The 22,782-nt window shown below is 48.4% G+C and carries 9 protein-coding genes and 1 pseudogene; all 10 read left to right on the forward strand.

The genetic code is table 11. The features are described from left to right. Positions 1-138: 138 nt before the first annotated feature. The 10 genes and pseudogenes from AAC854_RS12875 (at position 139) to iolE (ending at position 22,753) form a co-directional block, all read left to right on the forward strand. Positions 139-9,582 carry an amino acid adenylation domain-containing protein gene (locus tag AAC854_RS12875; RefSeq protein ID WP_340617456.1) on the forward strand — a complete coding sequence of 3,148 codons (9,444 nt, stop codon included), beginning with the start codon at positions 139-141 and terminating at the stop codon, positions 9,580-9,582. Beyond that, positions 9,561-11,690: a non-ribosomal peptide synthetase gene (locus tag AAC854_RS12880; RefSeq protein WP_340617444.1), complete on the forward strand. Its 2,130-nt coding sequence runs from the start codon at positions 9,561-9,563 to the stop codon at positions 11,688-11,690. The genes AAC854_RS12875 and AAC854_RS12880 overlap by 22 nt, the downstream gene beginning before the upstream one ends. Then, the gene (locus AAC854_RS12885; RefSeq protein WP_340617445.1) at positions 11,683-14,535 is read left to right on the forward strand and encodes a non-ribosomal peptide synthetase; all 2,853 of its coding nucleotides are present in this window, start codon (positions 11,683-11,685) and stop codon (positions 14,533-14,535) included. Before AAC854_RS12880 ends, AAC854_RS12885 begins: the two co-directional genes overlap by 8 nt. A gap of 175 nt (positions 14,536-14,710) precedes the next feature. Then, entirely contained in the window at positions 14,711-15,349 is a 639-nt protein-coding gene (locus AAC854_RS12890; RefSeq protein ID WP_340617446.1) for an IS6 family transposase, read from the forward strand. Positions 15,350-15,459: 110 nt separating this feature from the next. Beyond that, positions 15,460-16,444, forward strand: a pseudogene (locus tag AAC854_RS12895) (IS66 family transposase); the annotation flags it as partial. A gap of 31 nt (positions 16,445-16,475) precedes the next feature. Then, a complete protein-coding gene (locus AAC854_RS12900) occupies positions 16,476-16,736 on the forward strand; it encodes a dCTP deaminase/dUTPase family protein (protein WP_340617447.1) in 261 nt (86 codons plus the stop codon). Between the two features lie 304 nt (positions 16,737-17,040). Beyond that, positions 17,041-18,027: an inositol 2-dehydrogenase gene (gene iolG, locus AAC854_RS12905; RefSeq protein WP_340617448.1), complete on the forward strand. Its 987-nt coding sequence runs from the start codon at positions 17,041-17,043 to the stop codon at positions 18,025-18,027. A gap of 23 nt (positions 18,028-18,050) precedes the next feature. Further along, entirely contained in the window at positions 18,051-19,739 is a 1,689-nt protein-coding gene (locus tag AAC854_RS12910) for a solute:sodium symporter family transporter (protein WP_340617449.1), read from the forward strand. Positions 19,740-19,898: 159 nt separating this feature from the next. Continuing rightward, positions 19,899-21,863: a bifunctional 5-dehydro-2-deoxygluconokinase/5-dehydro-2-deoxyphosphogluconate aldolase gene (locus tag AAC854_RS12915; RefSeq protein ID WP_340617450.1), complete on the forward strand. Its 1,965-nt coding sequence runs from the start codon at positions 19,899-19,901 to the stop codon at positions 21,861-21,863. Then, entirely contained in the window at positions 21,863-22,753 is an 891-nt protein-coding gene (gene iolE / locus AAC854_RS12920; RefSeq protein WP_340617451.1) for a myo-inosose-2 dehydratase, read from the forward strand. The genes AAC854_RS12915 and iolE overlap by 1 nt, the downstream gene beginning before the upstream one ends. The last annotated feature ends 29 nt before the right edge of the window (positions 22,754-22,782 follow it).

Consider the following 22,782-nt stretch of genomic DNA (forward strand, 5'->3'; position numbering starts at 1 on the left):
TTAAGGTCGGCGTGAAAACCAAGCGCCAGAAAGCCGGATGGGATAATAGCTATCTGCTGAAAGTCCTTACGGTGGGATTTACGTCAGTATAATTTAGACCCGTTTGCCCTGACCGGCAAGTCGGTGTGTATTGACGTGATGCAACAATGGGTCTGCGGTGAAGAAATTCCCCGTTACCGTCAGGCCGTGCTGCAAAGCCTGCGGTTGTTTCTGGCGGGGTGTGCGGGGATACTGAAACCGGCCAAACCGCAAACCTATGTTCCTTACCCGGAGCTGGTGCGCGGCACGGCGGCGCCGACAACGTCTTTCGCGCGTGAAAGCTATGTTGCGCCGGCGGGCGAGGTTGAAGAGCAGATGGCGGCGCTCTGGTCGGCGCTACTGGGCATCGGGCAGGTGGGACGCCATGACGATTTCTTTGCACTGGGAGGGCACTCTTTGCGGGCGGTACAGGTGATTGAGCGCCTGCGTGCCGCTGGCTGGCAAACAGAAGTACGTCAACTATTTCGTCAATCCAGATTGTCCGAATTCAGTAAAACCTTGAAGGTGGCCTCATCACAGCCCACTCAGCAGTTAAATAATGGCATCCCAACGGGCACGACGCAGATTACACCGTCTATGTTGCCCTTGGTAGATTTGCAGCAAGCAGACATTGATCTGATTTGTCAGCAAGTCGAAGGTGGAAGTGTGAATATTCAGGATATTTATCCCTTATCACCGCTGCAAGATGGCCTGTTATTCCATCACTTGCTGCAAAACGAAGGTGACCCTTACCTGCTGGTGAGCCAACTGGCTTTTACAGAGCGTGAAACGCTGGATAGCTTTTTGGCCGCGATGAAAAAGGTGGTCGCACGCCATGATATTTTGCGCACGGCGATCATCAGTCAGGTGAGCCCCGCAGTGCAAGTCGTTTACCGGGAAGCAACGTTATCGCTGGAAGAACTTGAGTTTTCTGCCGCAGAGGGGCCCGTCGTTGAACAACTGCGCCAGCGTTTTGATCCCCGCAAAATACGCCTTCCGCTCGAGCAAGCCCCTTTGTTGCATTTGGTGATTGCGCGCGATGATGAACACCAGCGCTGGATCCTACTGCAATTGATGCATCACTTAATTGGGGATCATGCAACGCTTGAACTGATGTTGCAGGAGATTCGCCTGATTATGGTTGGGAGAGAGCAAGACTTGTTGCCGGTTGTGCCTTATCGCCAACTCATTACCCAGTTGAAAGAAACGAGTCACCAGGAAGAGCAAGAAGCGTATTTCCGACAACAGTTAGCCGATATTACGACGCCGAGCCTGGCCTTTGATATTGAGGATACCGGTGAGAGCCTGGCGCTGACGGTACAAGCACGTAAACCGATTGTGGCGCAAGATCTTTGCCTTTATATGAGCCACGTATTGCACTCGGTTGCCGATGCCCTGGAACACCATCCTGAACAAGCCTTGCATACATTGCCTGTATTACCTCTTGAGCGACAACAGCAGTTGTTGCAGAACAGCGAGGCGGCATCCCTGACGTTGGGGGAGCATGGCAATATTGTCGAGTTGTTTGAAGCTCAGGAAAAACGTGCGCCACAGGCGATAGCCCTGAAATCTGGCTCAGAGAGTTTGAGTTATCAGCAACTTAATCAGCGTGCTAATCAGCTTGCGCACCATCTTATCGCTCAGGGAGCGGGGCCAGGGAAGATCGTAGCGTTGTGTACTGCTCGTGGCATACCTGTGGTCATCGGGCTGTTAGCAATTCTTAAATCTGGTTCGGCTTACTTGCCATTGGATGCTGATTATCCGAGTGAGCGTCTGGCCTATATCCTGAATGACGCTGAGCCGTTGTTGTTAATCGCCGACAGGCAGGGAGATAACGCACTAGGCGCGCAGTCTCCTCAGGTGAGGCGTATCAATCTGGATGAGGTATGGCAATCTGGGGCGCTGACTGAGGTGCGCAATCCTGTCGTGTCGTTGGCAGCGCAAAATCTGGCTTACCTGATCTATACCTCGGGCTCTACCGGAAAGCCTAAAGGTGTCTGTGTGAGCCACGATAACTTGCTCAATCATACTTTGTGGCAACACCAGGCTTTTGATTTGAGTGCCGATGACTATTTCATACAGCGAACGTCGATTAGTTTTGATGCCTCGGTTTGGGAACTTTGGACACCGCTGGCACTGGGGGCGCCTCTGTACATTGTCCCCGGTGAGATAATGCGTGATCTGCCTGCGTTGGTTGACCTAATCGTACATGAACGCATCAGCGTACTTCAGGTCGTTCCTTCGCTGCTCAGTGGCCTGGAAAACCCTGAAGCGTTAAGTGATGGTGCGCTGCGCTATATATTCTGTGGTGGCGAGCCGCTTTCAGGAGCACTAGTCAATCGTCTGTTACCGTTGGTCAAAGAGGCGGTTGTTAACCTCTATGGCCCAACAGAGACAACCATTGATGCCACCTTTAATCTGCTGAGGCAGCCTGTTGCCGACAATAATACCGTGGCGATCGGTTGTCCGATCGCCAATACCCGGATTTATCTGTTAGATAGCCAACAGCAGCTTGTTCCTGAAGGTGCTGTTGGTGAAATCTATATTGCCGGGCGTGGTGTGACTCAGGGTTACCATCAACACAGCGCACTGACAGCCGAGCGCTTCTTTATTGACAAATTTGCCGATCGGGCCAGCGGAGAACGGATGTATCGTTCCGGCGACCTGGCTCGTCGGCAGGCAGATGGCAATTTACAGTTCATTGGCCGTGTTGATCAGCAGGTAAAAGTACGTGGGTATCGTATTGAACCGGGAGAAATTGAACATCATTTAGCTGATTTGCCAAGCGTACATGAGGCCGTCGTAACTCTGTACGAAGATACGGCAGGGCAATCGCAGCTTGTTGCTTATATAAGGCCGATAGCAAACCAAACCCTGGAGGGAGGGGAGTTACGAGCCGAGTTGCACCAGCGTTTACCGCGCCACATGATTCCTTCGTTATTTATGACCGTTCCCGAGTGGCCACGTTTGCCTAATGGCAAACTGAACCGCGCAGCACTGCCAAAACCGCAAGATGTTTTACTTTCATCACGTTACGAGGCGCCGCAAAATCCATCAGAAGTCGCGTTAGCGGGCATCTGGTGCTCTTTACTGAATCTCTCTGAGGTCGGGCGCCAGGATGATTTCTTTGCCTTAGGCGGCCATTCTCTGTTGCTGGTGCGTTTACTCAACAGGATTGTTGAGCAAGGTTATCCGGCCCCCGCTCTGAATGATTTTTTCCAAAATCCGTTGCTGGCTGATATGGCCAGGTTAATCGATAGCACCCCGACGCAGGCCTCCATCTATACGCCAATACCGTTGCTACCGATAAACCATGCTGCGCCATTATCTTATTCTCAACAGCGGATGTGGTTTATCCAGCAGCTGGAACCGGACAATCCAGCGTTGAATATTCCTGGCGTATTACGTTTACGTGGCGATCTCAATGTTGAAGCCTTGCAGCAGAGCCTGAATCGACTCTTTGCCCGCCACAGTGTTTTGCGTACCTCTTTTGTACTGCAAGATGGGCAGCCTGTGACTTCGTTACTGCCTGTCGACGCAGGTATTACGCTAGCCCAAACCGATTTACGTCGGTCAGAGGATGTGGAGCAGGCCGTTGCGAATTTAACGCAACAGGTGCTTAGACAACCTTTCGATCTCACACAAGGGCCGCTTTGGCGTGCACATCTGGTCTGTGTGGCAGAACAGCATTGGCAGTTGTTGTTAGTGTTACATCACAGCATTAGTGATGCTTGGTCGACGCAAATCTTGTTGCAAGAATTAGAGGCTTTCTATAACGCCGAACTGAATCATAGGACGCCGGAACTGGCCGCGCTAACGGTGCAATATGGTGATTATGCCGCATGGCAACACAGCCAATTAGAGGAGGAAGAAACCAGCCAAAAACTTGAAAAATATTGGTTGGAGCAATTGGCTGATTTACCGCCGGTGATGGCATTAGCAGAATCGCTTCCTCGGCCCGCGCGGCTCAGTGGGCGGGCGGGTAGCGTACCTATGACATTGCCTCCTGAGTTAACGAAAGCCTTGCGCGCCTTGAGTCAACGTCAGGGAGGCACGCTTTTTATGACTCTGCTGGGTACCTGGGCATTGCTGCTATCGCGTTTATCCAATCAGCAGGATCTGATCGTGGGCATCCACAGTGCTAACCGAACACATCCGCAAACTGAAGCGTTAGTCGGCCCTCTGATTAATAGCCTTGCACTGCGTTTCTCCCTTTCTGATGAGCTCAATGTGAGTCAATGGTTAGACGAGACTCGCAGGATTCTGCTCAATGCACAGATGCACCAGGAACTGCCTTTTGAACGGGTGGTTGAAGTGGTGAACCCCACGCGCAGCATGAACCATACACCGTTATTCCAGGTTGCATTTAATTGGCATGCACAGGGAACAGCGACGCCTGCATTTGCAGGTGTTGAAGTTCAAAATATAACGCTAACGCTGCCGACGACTAAATATGACTTAACGCTACAACTCCAGGATCATGGCGCCCAAATTGAAGGCTCGCTTGATTTTAATGCTGACCTGTTCACGACGGAAACCATAGAGCGTTATCGTGGCTACTTGTTGTTATTGCTGGAACAGATGCATACGGATGCGCAGCACCCCGTTTCACAGCTGAACCTGCTGTCAGTGAGTGAGCAACAGGCCCTGTTACGACAGGGAACAGGCCCGATCGAGCCAATAGATGAACGTGGGTTACATCAGCTATTTGAGGCACAAGCTAAATTAACGCCAGAGACGTTAGCTGTTGTCGCAGAAGATCAAACCCTCAGTTATCGCCAACTTAACGAACGTGCCAACCAGTTGGCTCACCATCTGGCCAGCTTTGGTGTCACTGCGGGTGATGCAGTGGCGATTTGCGTTGGACGAAATAGTTGGATGCCAGTTGCCATATTAGCGGTGCTTAAGGCAGGGGCAGCTTATGTGCCACTGGATCCTGTCTATGCCAGTGAGCGACTACAGGGCATTATTGACGACGCACAGCCTAAGCTGGTGCTTGGGGATAGCGAAGGCCTACAAGCCATTGGTCATTTCCCGGCTAATGCTCAGGTATTACTGGCTTCTGACCGTGAGTGGCTGGCAAACCCAACGACAGCACTTAGCCTAAGTGGGAAACCGTTCTCCTCGCTTAGCTTGGCTTATATTCTTTATACCTCCGGCTCCACAGGCCGGCCAAAAGGCGTCATGGTTAAGCACCGCAGTGCGGTCAACTTCTGGCAAGCGTTACGTGGAGGGATATATCAGCCCCTCCCTGCCGGGTCACGGATTGCGCTTAATGCTTCGTTTTCTTTCGACATGTCGCTTAAAGGCCTCACACAACTGCTGAGTGGACACACCCTGGTGCTTATTCAGCAGATGACTCGAACATCGGGTAAGGCCCTCCTCAAGTTCCTGCGTGAGCAGAAGATTGATGGACTCGATACCACACCATCACAGTTGTCGTTGTTGATCGACGCAGGGCTACTGGAGCAGCTGTTGCCTCGAACCTTGCGCTTACTGATCGGCGGTGAAGCTATCTCACCTAAGTTGTGGCAACAGCTCTATAGCTGCTCACATCTTGAGTGCATAAATATGTATGGTCCGACTGAAGTCACCGTTGATGTCACCATAGGGCCCATTACCAGAGAAAACAGGCAGGCCCATATCGGGGTGCCTATTCGCAATGCCCGTGTTTATATTCTGGATAAATATCGTCGCTGTGTGCCACAAGGAAGTGAAGGTGAACTCTATTTGGCGGGGGCCGGTGTCGCTAACGGCTACCTAAATCAGCCGCAGCTCACCAGTGAGCGCTTTATCGCCGATCCTTTTAGTGATGATGAAAACGCTGTGATGTACCGTACCGGCGATCTGGGGCGGTTCCTGGCGGATGGCAAGCTTGAATATCTGGGGCGTAATGACTCACAGATCAAGTTGCGTGGTTTCCGTATTGAACCTGGCGAAATCGAAGCAAGGATCGTTGAGTTACCTCAGATACGTGAGGCCGTGGTGCTGGTGCGAGGAGAAACCGCGACAGATCAAAGACTGGTGGCTTATTTTACCAGTCTGCATACCGTTGATGATCTTCCTGCGCTGCGTCGAGAGATTTTTCAAACGCTACAAACGGTTTTACCTGCTTATATGGTACCGGCTGCTTTTGTTTATCTGCCTGAATTTAAACAGACGGTTAACGGTAAATTGGACTACCGAACATTACCAGAACCCGATGCTAGTGCACTGGTCACGGATGATTTTGAAGCCTTGCAAACACGAGAAGAACATATTCTCGCCGCTATTTGGCAATCGTTATTTAACATTGAGGCGATTGGTCGCAAAGATGATTTCTTCCGGTTAGGGGGGCATTCATTATTAGCCGTTCAAATGATCGAGAATCTGCGCAAACAAGGATGGCAATTGGCGATACAAACGCTGTTTACGACGCCGACTTTGGAAAAATTAGCGAAAACGCTATGCCGAAGCGAGACGTTGTTTGTGCCTGCTAACCCAATTACTGTGCAAAGCCAGCACATTACGCCGGATATGCTACCGCTCATTGATCTCACGGCCGAAGATATTGACACCATTGTGGCGCGTGTTGAGGGTGGGGTAAGCAATATTCAGGATATCTATGCCTTATCCCCCCTCCAAGACGGCATTTTATTCCACCATCTTCTGGCTAAAGAGGGTGATCCCTATCTGCAGCGCAGTGTGCTCGGATTTGCCAGCCTGCATGAGCTACAAAGCTACTTGTCCGCCTTTAAAAAAGTGGTTAAACGCCATGACATTCTGCGTACGGCTATCGTCTGGCAGGGGTTGAGTCAACCGGCACAAGTTGTTTGGAGGGAAATTACGCTGGATATTCGAGAGGTTAGCCTATCAGCTCAAGATGGTGATATTGCCGAACAGCTGTTCGAGCTTGCCGACCCTCGTCGCGATCGAATGTCACTGGAATCCGCCCCATTAATGCAATTTGTGTGCTGTGAGGATAGCGTTAACCAGCGCTGGCTCTTGCTGCAACGTGTACACCATTTGATCTGTGATCACGGCACAATGATGCAAGTAGCGCAAGAAGTTGATTTCATTATGCAGGGGCAAGAGGCTCGTCTTACGCCCGCCGGTGCATTCCGAGATCTGATCGCACAGACCTATCAGCAGGAAAATAAGCACGCACATGAAGCTTTTTTCCGTGAACAGTTGGCAGATATTAGCGAACCCACGTTGCCTTTTGGTCTAGATAATGTCTATCTCGATGGTGGCCAAATACAGGAGTTTCATTTACGGCTTTCGGCGGAGTTAAACGCGCGTTTACGTCACTTATCCCGACAGGCCGGAGCAAGTCTTGCCAGTCTATTCCATTTGGCTTGGGCTAGGGTTATTGCGGCAACCAGTGGTCAGCAAACGGTGGTATTCGGCACGGTTCTGCTTGGGAAAATGAGCATTAACGCGGCGGCGACAGACGGCTTGGGAATGTTCATCAATACACTACCTATACGTGTTGATATCCATGAGGATAATACGTTAACCGCGTTACTTAAAACCCAACAAAGTCTCGCGCAGCTTTTACAGCACGAACATGCTTCCCTTGCTTTGGCTCAGCAGTGCAGTGGCCTACCGGGCAATATCCCGCTTTTTAGTTCATTGCTTAACTATCGCCATAATCAGCATGAAAAAACGGAAACCCGCACAGGCCCATTGGAGATGGTTAAATGGGTGAAGGGAGAGGAACGATCCAACTATCCACTCACCCTGTCTGTTGAAGATTATGGTGACGAATTAGGCCTGAGTGTGCAGGTGATTGAACCTATTGCGCCACAGCGTATCTGTTTAATGATTCAAGAGGCGCTGAGCAGCATTGCTGATGCATTAGAGTCTAATTCACAACGGGCGATTGCTAATCTCAATGTGCTACCAGCACAAGAGTGGCAACAGTGTCTTTATGATTATAACCAAACCGATGTTGACTATCCGCGACACCTTGGTGTGCAACAGCATTTTGAACAGCAAGTGACGCTTTCCCCGAATGCGATTGCCATCATTGAAGGGGAACAGCAGCTTAGCTATAAAGACCTAAATGAACAGGCTAACCGTCTGGCGCACTATCTACGGGTGAATGGCTGGGGAACCGGTGATGCTATCGCTGTGTTGTGCGAACGCTCGATCATTCAGGTAGTAGCACAGCTGGCTATCAGTAAGGTCGGGGCGTGTATTGTACCGCTTGACCCACAAGCATTACCCGCACGGCAACGTTATATGCTGCAGGATAGCCAGGTTAGCTTGCTCCTTACGCAGGAACCATATCTGGGCGAAGGATTTGGCACATTACCGTATGCGTTACTTGATCAACTCCCGTTAGCGGAATTTTCTATCAATAACTTACCTGTTAGCACGGATGCGGAAGCCCCGTTGTACGTGCTATATACCTCAGGTTCAACGGGAGAGCCAAAAGGCGTTCTAATCCCTCATCGGGCGATAAACAATCTGATAACCCACTGCACTTATATCGACATTGAACCGGATGATCGTCTGGCCTATGAGGTGAATCCGGCATTCGATACGGTCTTATTTGAACTTTGGGGTGCGCTGATTAATGGCGCCGCGATGGTGGTGATCGATAACGAAACTAAGTTAGATCCGCAGAAACTGGCGCAGGCGATAGCACAGCATCACATCACTATTTTGTGGCAAACATCCGGTCTGTTCACCTCGATGGTTTCATTGATGGCTGATCATTATCACTCGCTGAAAGCGCTGATGGTGGGAGGGGATGTTGTTGATCCGAGCGCCATTCAACAGGTGATAAAAGGAGGAGCACCGAAGTACATCCTTAATGGCTATGGCCCGACGGAATGCACCACCTTCGCTACCTTTTATCGCGTGCCAACCGAGCGCATAACAGAGAGACCACTGCCTATAGGTAAACCGATTAATAATACGCAAATTTATCTCCTTGATACCAGCCAACAGCCGGTGCCGTTGGGGGCGGTGGGTGAAATCTGTATTGGCGGTGACGGTGTTTCACTCGGCTATCTGAACTTACCTGAGGCAACGGCAGAGCGCTTTATTCCTGACCCTTTCCGCTCTGGAGGACGTATCTATCGGACTGGCGATTATGGCCGTTGGAATGACGAGGGAGAATTGCTATTCCTCGGTCGTAAAGATCATATGCTGAAAATCCGCGGCTTCCGCGTTGAACTGGGCGAAATAGAAGCGCAACTCATGAAAATTGCCTCTATACAACAAGCCGTGGTGCTGCCTCTGACCAAAGATGATCGTGAAGTGCAACTTGTAGCGTATTACACCTGTGCTGACGGGCATGACTACCAACCTAAAGAAGTACGCGAAGCACTGGTTGAACATCTGCCTGATTATATGCTGCCTGCTGCCTACATCAACGTGCCTGGCTTCACTATCACACTCAACGGCAAGATAAATCGGCGTGACTTACCGGTGCCTACCTCGGCTGATTTTATTAGTACCGCCTATGAAGCTCCGCACTCCGGAATGGAAGAGGCGATAACTACCGACACTCGCCTCTCACAACCAACGCTGAGAATGTGCCGGAGCCATTGTTCGATATTACCTGGCTGAAGTCTGAAGAGCGGACGAACTATCCTTTGGTTGTGTCAGTTGAAGATTTTGGTCAGGCCATGGCGCTAACGATTCAAGGTGTTACGCCTATCGAGCCGCACACAATATGCCTTTATATGCAGCGCGTGTTCGAAGGGATCGCGAATACTTTGGATCAGCAGGAACACTATAGCCTGCAACAACTCCCTGTTTTACCTGCTACCGCGCTTCACGCCCTGACTGAACAACGCAACCTGCCGCTGTGGGTCGCGCCTGTCGAGCTGTGTGTGCATCAGCAATTTGAGCAGCAGGCCGCGCTGTATCCGCAGGCGATAGCGCTGACTTATGGCGACCAGTCGCTCAGCTACGGGCAGTTAAACCAGCGTGCCAACCAACTGGCCCATGCACTGATCCAACAAGGCGTACACGCCGACAGTCCCGTCGCGCTCTGTGCCGTTCCCGGGCTGGAGATGATGGTGGGGTTGCTGGCTATTCTCAAGTCCGGTGCCGCCTATCTGCCGATTGACCCGGCTTATGCGGTAGCGCGTATTCGCCTGATTCTGGCTGATGCTCAGCCCGCTCTGGTGCTGTGTGACGCGACCGGTGAGCGCACCCTGCAACAGCAGGGGTATCAGGCGCCGTGGTTGCTGCACGACCCAGCGGTGTATGACCGGCAGCCACAGGATAACCCCCAGGGCCGGGCGGCTCCGCAGCATCTGGCCTACATAATCTACACCTCAGGCTCCACGGGGACGCCGAAAGGGGTGATGATTGAGCATCGTCAGGTTAGCCGTCTGTTCAGCGCCGTACAGCCCTGGTTTGGTTTCAGTCAACAGGATGTCTGGTGCCTGTTCCATTCGTTCGCCTTCGACTTCTCGGTATGGGAAATCTGGGGTGCCCTACTGCATGGGGGCCGCCTGGTGCTGGTGCCGCCAGCGCAGACGCGTGATACCGCAGCCTTCTATCAGTTGCTCAGCCGTGAGGGCATCACTGTCCTGAACCAGACCCCCAGCGCTTTCCGCTCACTGATAGTGGAGCAACGGCAGCGCCCGTTAGCGCTGGCACTGCGTTATGTCATCTTTGGTGGTGAGGCGCTTGATACGGCGCTGCTGTCCGGGTGGTATGAGTCGGCAGGCGAGTCGCAGCCCCAGCTGGTCAATATGTACGGGATAACAGAAACCACGGTGCATGTGACTTACCGGCCTTTGACCCGTGAGGACAGTCAGAGAAGCCAAAGCCCGGTCGGGCAGCGTATTCCTGATTTAAAACTGTATCTGCTGGATGCGCAGCAACAACCGGTGCCGGACGGAGTGGTGGGTGAGTTGTATGTTGCGGGCGCAGGGCTGGCGCGCGGGTATCTGAATCGCCCGGAACTGACCGCAGAGCGTTTTCTGGTGGATCCGTTTAGCCCGACAAGCGGCGAGCGGATGTACCGCACCGGGGATCTGGCCCGCTATCGGGAAGACGGTGAACTGGAGTTTATTGGCCGTAATGACCAGCAGGTGAAATTACGTGGTTTCCGTATTGAGCTGGGCGAGATAACCGCGGCTCTGGAGCAGCACCCGGCGGTGGCGCAGGGCATAGTGTTGCTGCGTGCGGCGCCGGGAGATGAAGCCAGTCTGGTGGCCTATGTGGTGGCTGAGAAGGGTGCGACAGAAGCGTCGTCTCTGACCGGTGAATTGCGGCAGGCATTATTACGCCAGCTGCCGGATTACATGGTGCCTTCGGCTTTTGTACTGCTGGATAAACTGCCGTTAACGGTCCACGGCAAGTTAGACAAACAGGCGTTGCCGGTTCCGCAGGCAACGTCTTTCGCGCGTGAAAGCTATGTTGCGCCGGCGGGCGAGGTTGAAGAGCAGATGGCGGCGCTCTGGTCGGCGCTACTGGGCATCGGGCAGGTGGGACGCCATGACGACTTCTTTGCACTGGGAGGGCACTCTTTGCGGGCGATACGTCTGATCAATCTCGTGCAACAGCACTTTGCTGTACACATCGAGCTGTCTCGCTTATTCAGGCATAGCACGCTAACCGATTTTTCCCGTCAGGTGCTACTTGCGGTGCTGACGAATGAATTCAATTTAGATGAGTTGAATGAGCTTGTATCAACGAGAGGTGAGAATAATGAGTAATCTAGATATTGATAAGCTGAGCATTGAAGAGCTTGAGCAGCTACGAGCGCGAGCAAAAAGCAAAGGCCTCAAACAGAACATCAATAAAAAAGATCGGCTGACTAAAGTTGACAGAACAGGTGAACTCCCCGTTTCGTTTGCACAAAAAAGCCAATGGTTTGTTGATCAAGCACCTGATATTGGCAGCGGTTCTAATATTATTCTGGCTTCGCGTATTAACGGTGACCTGAATAGTAAGGTCTGGCAACGTTCTTTAGATCAGATTCTGGCACGACATGAAAGCCTACGCACCGTGTTTATTCAGCGCAAAGGTCAATTGCAGGCTCAGGCATTGGATGTGGGAACCTCTATGCCTATGCAGTTTTTCGATCTGAGTGAACGGACGGATGCACAGCAAGCGCTGTCTGAGATTATTGCTGATAATGAGCTGCAAGCTTTTCACCTTGAACAGGGTCCATTAATTCGCTGCCACCTTATCCGCATGGACAAGCATCAGCACGTCTTCTTACTCACGGTGCACCACATTATTTGTGATGGTTGGTCACTGAGTATTTTTACACAAGAATTAAATGCGCTGTATCAAGGTTATTTGGCAAATAGTGGTGAAACACCCCCTGATTTAGCAGTGCAATACGCCGATTTTGCGCAGTGGCAAAACGAGATGCTGCAAGGGGATCTCGTGGTGAAACAGCAAAAATTCTGGGCGGACTACTTAGAAGATATTCCGGTTTTGCTGTCATTGCCTTGGGATCGCCCTAGACCAAAACTGCAGGACTTTCATGCCGGTTATGTCAGCTTTACCTTGGATAGCGAGCTGGCAGCAGGACTACGGGCATATTGCCAGCAACAAGGGTGCACGTTGTTCATGCTGTTCATTGCCGCATGGGGCGCACTTTTGTCGAGACTATCCGGCCAGTCGAGCGTGGTTATTGGTACCCCAACCGCAGGGCGAGTACGGCCAGAACTTGAGCCACTGATCGGCTTGTTTATGAATATGTTGGCGATTCGTATTGATGCACCTACGGGGATAACGGCGCAAAATCTGCTGAAAGAAGCTCGAGACAATATTCTACATGCTTACGATCATCAGGACTTGCCATTTGAAAAAGTGGTTGAGGTCATCGGGGTGGAGCGTAGTTTGGGTCACCTCCCACTCTATCAGACTATTTTTAGCTTACGAACAAATAGTGATAGTGATAGCAAACTGGCACTCCCTGGGTTAACCATTGAAAACTTATCGGTAAGTAAAAGCTATCTGAAAGCGGACATCGAGCTGCATTGTACCGATAGCAGTTCCGGGATAACGGGGGTGATAAGCTATGCCCTCTCCCTATTTGATGAAGCGACGATTGAACGCTATCAATCGTATTTTATTGAGCTACTACGCGGCATTATTTCGCGCCCAGAACAATTACTTTCTGAAATTACTCTGATATCAGAAAAAGAACGCAATTGGCTGCTATATGAGATCAATGAGACCTCTCAACCCTTTGATCGAAATTGCTTCTTATCTCAGCGCTTTGAGGAAATTGCGGCGACATACCCAGACGCTTTAGCCCTGGTGTATGGCAATCTTCGCTTCAGTTATCGCGAGCTAAATGGTGCTGCAAATCAGCTAGCCCATGCGCTGATACGCCATGGTGTCGGCCCTGAAGCGCGAGTCGCGCTCTGTATTGAGCATAATGCGGCGGTTGTCGTTGGGCTTTTGGGAATATTAAAAGCAGGAGGGGTTTATGTCCCTATGGATGCGTCTTATCCCTCTGAGCGTTTAAAAAGCATTCTGGAAAATGTTGAACCCTATCTCGTGTTGGCTGATGCCGCAGGTAAACAGGCAGTTAATGCTGAGCTGCTGGCAGAAAACAAGGTGTGGACACTAGATTTAACGAACTGGGCATTCGGGAGTGAGAGCCGAAGTAATCCACAGCTAGATACGCTGCATCCAGAGAATTTAGCTTATATCATCTACACTTCCGGTTCGACTGGCAAACCTAAAGGGGTAATGATTGAGCATCGCAGTTTAACCAACTTTTTCATGCAACATGAGCTGCGGTATGGGACAAACATTGAGCACCGAATTTTGCAATTCGCCTCTTTTAGTTTTGATGCGAGCATTGTTGAGTTAACGCTCGGGCTGACGCAGGGGGCTGCGCTTTATCTACTGACGCCAGAACAACGTGTTTTCAGCGATATCTTTGTCGATTTTCTCCTAGAAAATAAAATAACGCATCTATTTTTGGTGCCCTCTGTCGTGCTGGCTATCATCAAAAACTCAAGATTTATTCAGGTTATTAAGGGCGTCACTATTTCCTTGTTGGGTGAAGAGGCTCCAGCATATCTGATACGGCAATTGGCAGAACATAATCGGGTTATCAATGAGTACGGGCCGACGGAATGTACTGTACTTGCGAGTAGCTGGTTATATCACTCAGAGGCTATCGAAGGACTGGTCAGCTTAGGCAACCCGCTGGTCAATAGCCAACTGTACGTGCTTGATCAGCATCGGCAGCCGGTACCACGTGGTGTGATTGGCGAAATATATATCGGTGGAGAAGTTGTCGCACGAGGATATTTTAAGCGCGAAGACTTAAATCAAATAGCATTTTTGCCCGATCCTTTTATCAAATCTCAGGCGGATAAGCCGATTTATCGCACCGGCGATCTTGGTTATCCTCTGGAGCTGCTTGAAAATATCGAGGCATTAGAAGTCAAGCTTAACCAGGGAGATGTGTATTTTTTAAATGCGAGCTACTTGCATGGCGTGACTAGCGTCTCCGAAGGAAGACGATTTAGTGCAGGTAGATTTATTGGCCATATTGGTGACCATAAAATTGTGTATTGGACTTAATAAGAACTGTGGGTTACGCCATTAAATTGATGAGTTCTGAAATAGGTTAATACTTTTCAGACTAAACGCCCGATAAATTTCATGGGGCGTTTAGTCTTTGCCAAGTAGTGAAGGGGTTCTGTCGCATTAACGGAACATCAGGTAAATTCCTCGTTTTTTGCGCGAGTCCCAAACGATGTCCCTGATCCGAAATGCATTTAAGCGCTTACATTATCCTACCGATATTATTGCCCAATGCGTTCGTTGGTATCTGGCCTATGCCCTGAGCCTGCGCAATCTAAAGGAAATAATGTCTGAACGGGGAAGTGCTGTTGATCACGCTACGCTCTCTCGATGGGTTCATCGCCTGGTTCCGTTGATCGTGAAACGTTATCGGCGAAGCAAGCCTGACGTTGGGCGTCGGTGGCGCATGGATGAAACGTATATCAAAATCAAAGGGCAATGGCGTTACCTCTATCGGGCGGTGGACTCAGACGGTAATACCATTGATTTTCTGCTGACAGTCTGTCGGGATGAGAAAGCGGCCTTGCGATTTTTCAAAAAAGCGATAGGTCAGCATGGTCAGCCGGAGGTCATGACGATGGACAAAAGTGGCGCCAACAAAGCGGCAGTGGACGAATTAAATCAGGGAAAACCCAAGGAAGAAATCATTGTTATCCGGCAGAATAAGTACCTCAATAACCTCATTGAGCAAGATCATCGCAACCTCAAACGACGAATCTCTTCCATGCTAGGATTCAACAATTGCAGGCGGGCACAGACCCTGTTAGCAGGCATTAAATTGGTCAGTATGCTGCGTAAAGGACAATATTAGCAAAAGCCGGAATGCCCGATGTCACCCGCTGCATTTTTCTATCACCTGATTGTATAAACATTCATCCATGCAATTTCGCTAGCGACCTCTCTGTTAATGCGACAGAACCGGTGTTTGAACTGCCCAAAGTCTCTTTGGATATCACAGAATATCAATTGTTTCATGGCCGCTGTCAGTGTTGTCATCACACTGTCCAGGCTACGTTACCTGACGAGGCCCCTGCCGGGCAACTGGGGCCCCGTTTGATGAGCCAGATGGCGGTCCTGTCGGGACAATATCTCTTGAGCATCAGTAAAATACAGCGCCTGATCCGGGACACTTATGGCATCCACTTTTCCACGGGCCTTATCTCTGAAGCGCAGGGACGGATCAGTTCGATGTTGACGCCGCTGCATCAGGCGTTAGGGCATTATGTCAGGCAATCTGCGGTTATCCATATTGACGAAACGCCCCATCAACGCAACGGAGAAGCGGCCACCCGCTGGGTTTGGCTGCTCAGCGGCAGCAAGGCGGTTTACCAGAAAATCCGCGCTTACCGTAATGCGGAAACAGCCAAATCACTGCTGGGCGCACATCACCCGCAACCTGCAACAGATGGCCGATTATAGCGGGGGCGGGCTGACCGCGTTTATCGGTCAACGGCTGGTTTTGCTCTGCCACTGTGTATTGCGCATCCAGCACCGCTATAAAAATCAGGACATTGACGAAGCACACTGGCGCAATCGCCTGTCCAGACTCAGGAAAAGCCTGATGAGCTGGCTGAAAAAGGGAGAACAGGTTCTGGCCTCCCGCTATGCAGGAAGGTGTGCTTATATTCTTAAATATGAAGTAGGATTATGGGTTTTTCTCCATCATAAAGGCATCCCGTTGACCAACAACGAGGCGGAACGGTGCCTGCGCGGCAGTGTGATCATGCAAAAAATCTGCTTTGGAACAAGTTCCTACCGGGGTGAACAGTACCGCTCCCGGCTGCTGTCGGTGGTAGAAACCTGCAAACAGCGGGGGCTATCGGCACTGGACGTGATCAGTGAAATCGCGACAGCGGTGACCCGCAAACAGCCCTACCCAGATGTGTTTAATCTGTTTTCCTGCTAAGTCAATAGGCTGGTGAAGGGTTACCTTTTTTATGGTCTCGGAGTGTGTCGGTATTATCGATTCTGCTTACCGTGATGAAATCGTCATTAAGTTGATTATAGAGTCTGGTGCGCGCCCTCTGACCTTCAGAGCGGGCATGTGCGTGGCTCAGGGCTTGATTGAGGAAGTGAACAAAGCCACTTTTGAGGATGTAACTGAGGAAAAATTCTCTGAACTGAAAAAAGCAGAACAGACTGAAGATCAGGTCGACAGAACTCCAATATTTAATAAATTGCATTGGTGGATTGTATAACCATGAAATTAAATTTATGTGATAAGGCTCTTAAAAAGGATATTATTTTAAATTGAAATAATAATTTAATCTAGTATCATTTATCGAATGACTAAAGCTCATGACATATCTTAATTAAAGTAACCACAAAAACTTTTTACGCACATTATTATTACGAAAAAAATATAGTTTAATTGAAATAAAATAAAAACACATCTATTTTAAAAAAATTAAATATTATTAACTTTGTGCTTTATTTGAGTATTCTTGTGATTGCTCTGATATTTTAATATAAGGTTTCATTTCTGAACGACGGGGAGCAATCATGTTTAATATTTCATTATTTGGTGCTGGTAGGATTGGGCAGGTTCATGCGGTTAATATTGCCAGTCATAAAGAAACTTGCCTGTATTCTGTCGTTGATCCTTATCAGGTAAATGCACAAACATTGGCGCAAAAATATCAGTCTAGAATACAAACAACTGAAGAAGCCATGTCTGACCCGGATGTTCATGGTGTACTTATTGCTTCCGCAACAGATACGCATGTTGATTTGATCGAACTGGCTGCACGGCACAATAAAATGATTTTCTGTGAAAAACCGGTTCACCTTAATCTTGAACGGGTGCGCCAGTGTCTTGCTGTAGTAAAAACGTCTCAGGTTCCTCTGTTTGTCGGTTTTAACCGCCGCTATGACCCTCAGTTCCGTCGGCTAAAAAAACTGTTTCAGGCAGGAAATATTGGTAATGCAGAATCTTTGATTATCACCTCACGTGATCCTTCTCCGCCATCCGCTGAATATATTCGGGCTTCTGGTGGCATGTTTCGGGATATGACCATTCATGATTTTGATATGGCTCGTTTTATTATCGGTGAAGAACCGTGTACTATTTATGCACAAGGAAGCAATTTAGTCGATCCTGCCATTGGTTTAGCCGGTGATATTGATACCGCGTTTATTGTCATGAAATTCCCTTCGGGCGCAATGGCTACCATCGCTAACAGCCGCCGTTCGGCGTATGGCTATGATCAGCGTCTTGAGCTGCATGGTGAGAAAGGCTTACTGACCGCCGGTAATATTAAGGAAAACAGGGTGGAGTTATGGGGAGAAAACGGATGTCTTTCCGCTAAACCTGAACATTTCTTTCTGCAACGTTATCGTGAGGCCTATATCGCGGAATGGAACCATTTTGTCGATGTCATGGCAGGTAGAGCCACTCCTGAGACCACAGGTTTTGATGGTGAACAGGCATTGTTTCTTGCCGATAAATCTCTTGAATCTTTAAAAATAGGTAAAGAAATAAAACTGTAATCAATAGATCTGTAAGGAAACATATGTCAATTTTTCTTTCATTCATTGGTTTTACCTTATTGGTAGCTGGGATTACTTATTATAAAACAAGAAATAAACACCTAATTGATTCCATCGAAGGCTATTTTCTTGGTGGCCGCTCTCTGACCGGTATTTATATCGGCAGCTCCATGTTATTAATGAATCTGTCTACAGAGCATCTGGTTGGTTTAAATGGACTGGCATTCAGAACAGGGTTTATTGTTATGGCATGGGAAATGATAGCCGTCTTAACTATTGTACTGTTTGCCATTTATTTTCTGCCAAAATATTTAAAATTGGGTATATCAACCATTCCAGAATATTTAGAACGGCGATTTGATAAAAATACTCTACTGATTACTTCGGTTTTATTTTTGGCAATGTATGTTATTTCGTTATTGCCTATTGTGCTATATACTGGTGCTATTGCATTGGAAAGTCTGTTTCAGGTTTCTCAGGTATTTAATGTCGATAAAACAACAGCATTATGGGTTATGGTTTGGGGTGTAGGTGGGCTTGGCGCTATTTACGCTATTTTTGGCGGAATTAAAGCAATTTCTGTTGCTGACACCATTAATGGTATCGGGTTAATTATTGGTGGAGGCATAGTTACGGTTTTTGCCTTATTGTATGTAGGGGATGGCAGTGCCTGGAAAGGCCTGACGGACATTTATCAGGCTCATCCTGATAAATTCAACTCCATTGGCAGTGAAGATTCGCTCGTCCCATTTTCAACCCTGTTTACAGGATTGATCATTTCCAATATGTTCTTCTGGTGTACTAACCAATCCATCGTACAAAAATCATTGGGTGCAAAGAGCCTAATGGAAGGGCAAAAAGGGGTCATGCTATGCGCTGTATTAAAACTGCTTATTCCCTCCATTATCATTTTACCCGGTATTATTGCATTTCATATTTTCAATGGCCAAGTAGATAATCCGGATAATGCCTATCCTGCTTTAGTCCAATTAGTTCTGCCTAAAATACTAGTTGGTTTTTTTGCTGCGGTTGTTGTCGGGGCTGTATTCTCTACATTCAGTGGTGGGCTGAACTCTTCTGTTACTTTATTTACTGTCAATATTTACAAACAGAGAATTAATCCGGATGCCAGTGAAGCGCGAAGTGTGGCTGTCGGTAAATATCTGGGTATTGCTCTGGCACTGGTAACTATGCTGATTGCCCCGCTTGCTGCTAATGCCCCCGATGGTTTGTTTTACCTGATCCAGCAATTACAGGGAATTTTCAATGCCCCCATTCTCAGTGTCGTACTTGTCGGATTAATGACAAAACGTGTTCCCCCGATTGCTGCGAAACTGGGGCTGTTGTTTGGTATGTCGGCATATATAGTCTGTAACTTTATCCTGCATATTAATATCCATTTCTTCCATCTGGTTGGTATCTTATTTGTGCTTAATGTCATTTTTATGCTGACAATTGGTTATTTTTCCCCAGCAGAAAATTATGAAGAAGTGTATACAAAACAGGTGGATATTACCCCATGGTCAATGGTGAAGCCAACGGGGTGGTTAATTACACTGGCAGCTATCTCAATGTATGTCTTTCTGGCTCAAAATGTCCCGGACTATGTGATGACACTTTACTATTTGCTTGCTGCTGGAATTCTGGGATATGTCGTTTATCAAATCAGTAATGTGTTGTTTAAGCGCCCAATTCATCGTGAAAGTGCCTAGAAAACCAGAGTGATGTAATCCAAATAATATGAAAGAGATTCGGATTGGCTTGATTAGTGCTGGTTAACGTAACTGAAATTAATTAGATCTTGCAGCTAGCAACATACATGAGTTAGCAACATAAGTTGGCAAAATGCATATTGGGTAAGAGACGGAGCGATGGAGCAACATAAAGAGTTTGATGTTATCTGTATGGGACGTATTGCGGTCGATTTATATGGTCAGCAGATAGGAGTACCTCTGGAAGAGATGACCAGTTTTTCTAAATATCTGGGAGGTTCTTCCGGAAATGTGGCTTATGGAACAGCGCGTCAGGGTTTGAAATCCTCCATGCTGGCCAGAGTCGGTGATGAACATATGGGGCGCTTTTTGCGCGAAGAGCTGAAGAGGGTAGGATGTGATACCAGTCATTTAATTACAGATAAAAAGCGGCTCACGACTTTAGTACTACACGGTATAAAAGATAAACAAACTTTCCCGTTGATTTTCTATAGTGATAACTGTGCAGATATGGCGATTACCCGCGATGATTTCAGTGAAGAATACATTGCTTCCGCCCGCTGCCTAGCAATTACTGTAACACATCTGTCTCATCCGCAAACCAAAGATGCTGTGCTGACAGCTTTACACTATGCTCGCCATAATGGAGTAAAAACAGTTCTTGATATCGATTACCGTCCTGTCTTGTGGAGGATGACTTCACTGGGAGATGGAGAAACACGGTATATAACTTTAGAGCAGGTCACAGCACAATTACAGGAGGCGCTCTCTCAATTTGATCTGATAGTTGGAACGGAAGAAGAGTTTCATATCGCGGGAGGATCTGAAAATACGCTGGATGCTTTGCGTAATGTAAGGAAACTGAGTTTTGCAACGTTGGTGTGTAAGCGCGGGGTATTGGGATGTTCCGTATTTACCGGAAATATCCCTGATACACTAGATGAAGGGATCACAATACAAGGCGTTAAGGTAGAAATACTGAACGTCTTGGGGGCGGGTGATGCGTTCATGTCTGGTTTGTTGCGCGGATATCTGAATAACGAAAGCTGGGAACAAAGTTGCATTTATGCAAATGCTTGTGGTGCTTTGGTTGTTTCACGGCATGGTTGCACATCAGCGATGCCGGATAAAACTGAGCTAGATAACTATATCGTCCGGGCAGAAAAATATGGGAAAACAACAACAGATTATCGCCCAGATTTAGATATCCACCTAAATCATCTCCATCGCATTGGCAGTCGTCATAAACAATGGCAGGAACTGTGTATCATGGCGTTTGATCACCGTACTCAGTTTGTTGAAATGGCACGTAAGGTTAATGCCAGCCTTGATAGTATTCCTTACCTGAAAAAACTGTTATTCCGAGCCAGCCAGGAAGTGAGTGCAGAAGCTCATCTAGAAGGTCATTCCGGCATATTATGCGACAGTACATTTGGGCAGGATGTTCTTAATGCCGCGACCGGGCAAGGGTTATGGATAGGACGTCCGATTGAGTTACCCGGCTCCCGCCCACTCTGTTTAGAATATGGGAACATAGGTTCACAGCTTGTTAACTGGCCATTGGAGCATATCGTGAAATGTCTGGTGTTCTTCCATCCTGAAGATAACAGTGACCTGCGTCTGGAACAGGAAAAAGCAGTAAGGGAGATCTATTTGTCCTGTTGTCAGTCCGGTCATGAATTATTACTGGAAGTGATCTTGCCATCAGGAATGACACATTCAGATGAACTTTACCTGCGCGCACTTAAGCGTTTCTACAATCTTGGTATCATGCCGGACTGGTGGAAACTGCCGCCTATGCAAGCTACGACGTGGGATCACATTGAAGAGTTAATTATCCAACGCGATCCGGGATGCCGTGGCGTCGTGATTTTAGGGCTGGATGCTCCAGAAGAGGTATTGAAGGCCGGTTTTGCTGCGGCAGCGGGGAAATCTATTGTTAAAGGTTTTGCTGTTGGCCGCACACTATTTGGTAAAGCATCACAGAAATGGCTGGCTGACGAAATTGATGATCAGGCACTTATCCTGCAAATCAAAACGAATTTCCACAACCTGATTAATAACTGGCGTCAGCGCGAAAAACAAGACGAAGAGTATCATTCTTATCTTATAGGAGAAGCATAATGACAGTTCAACTTGGCATCAATCCTCTGACATGGACCAATGATGATTTGCCTTCTCTGGGCGCAGAAACATCCTTGGAAACTTGTTTGTCAGAAGGGCGTCAGGCAGGGTTTTCAGGTTTTGAACTAGGTAATAAATTTCCCCGCCAATCGCATATCCTGGGGCCTATTCTGGCTTCCCATTATCTGAAACTGGTATCTGGCTGGTATTCCGGAAACTTGCTGACACGCAGTGTGGAAGAAGAAATTGCAGCAGTTCAGCCACATTTAACGCTGTTACGTGAACTGGGAGCCCAGGTGATGGTCTTTGCTGAAGTGACAGATTGTATACATGGCGACCAGAGTAAGCCTGTGCATTTACGACCACTTTTTCCGGCAGAGTGTTGGCAGGAATATGGAAAAAAATTAACAGAATTTGCCCGTTATACTCAGTCTCAAGGGGTTCAGATTGCCTACCACCATCATATGGGAACTGTGATTGAAAGTGCTGAAGATATTAATCATCTGATGGAAAACACCGGTGAAGAAGTCGGCCTGCTACTGGATACAGGGCATTTAACCTTTGCGGGTGATGATCCGCTGGCTGTGGCAACACGTTGGAGCAAACGAATTAATCATGTCCATTGCAAAGATATCCGACAGGATGTACTGAGAGATGCCAAAAACCGTAAAATCAGTTTTCTTGATGCTGTGCTGAATGGGGTTTTTACTGTGCCGGGCGATGGTTGCGTAAATTATCCTGATATTTTTAATGTATTGAGAGATAACGACTATCACGGTTGGCTGGTTGTTGAAGCGGAACAAGATCCCGTTGTTGCTCATCCACTGACTTACGCCACTTTGGGGTACAACAATCTACATCGTTTCGCCAGCGAGGCTGGACTTATTTAACGTAAACACCAAAAAAATGACTTTGAGGT

It is taken from the genome of Xenorhabdus entomophaga, from assembly GCF_037996725.1.
GTDB lineage: Bacteria > Pseudomonadota > Gammaproteobacteria > Enterobacterales > Enterobacteriaceae > Xenorhabdus > Xenorhabdus khoisanae.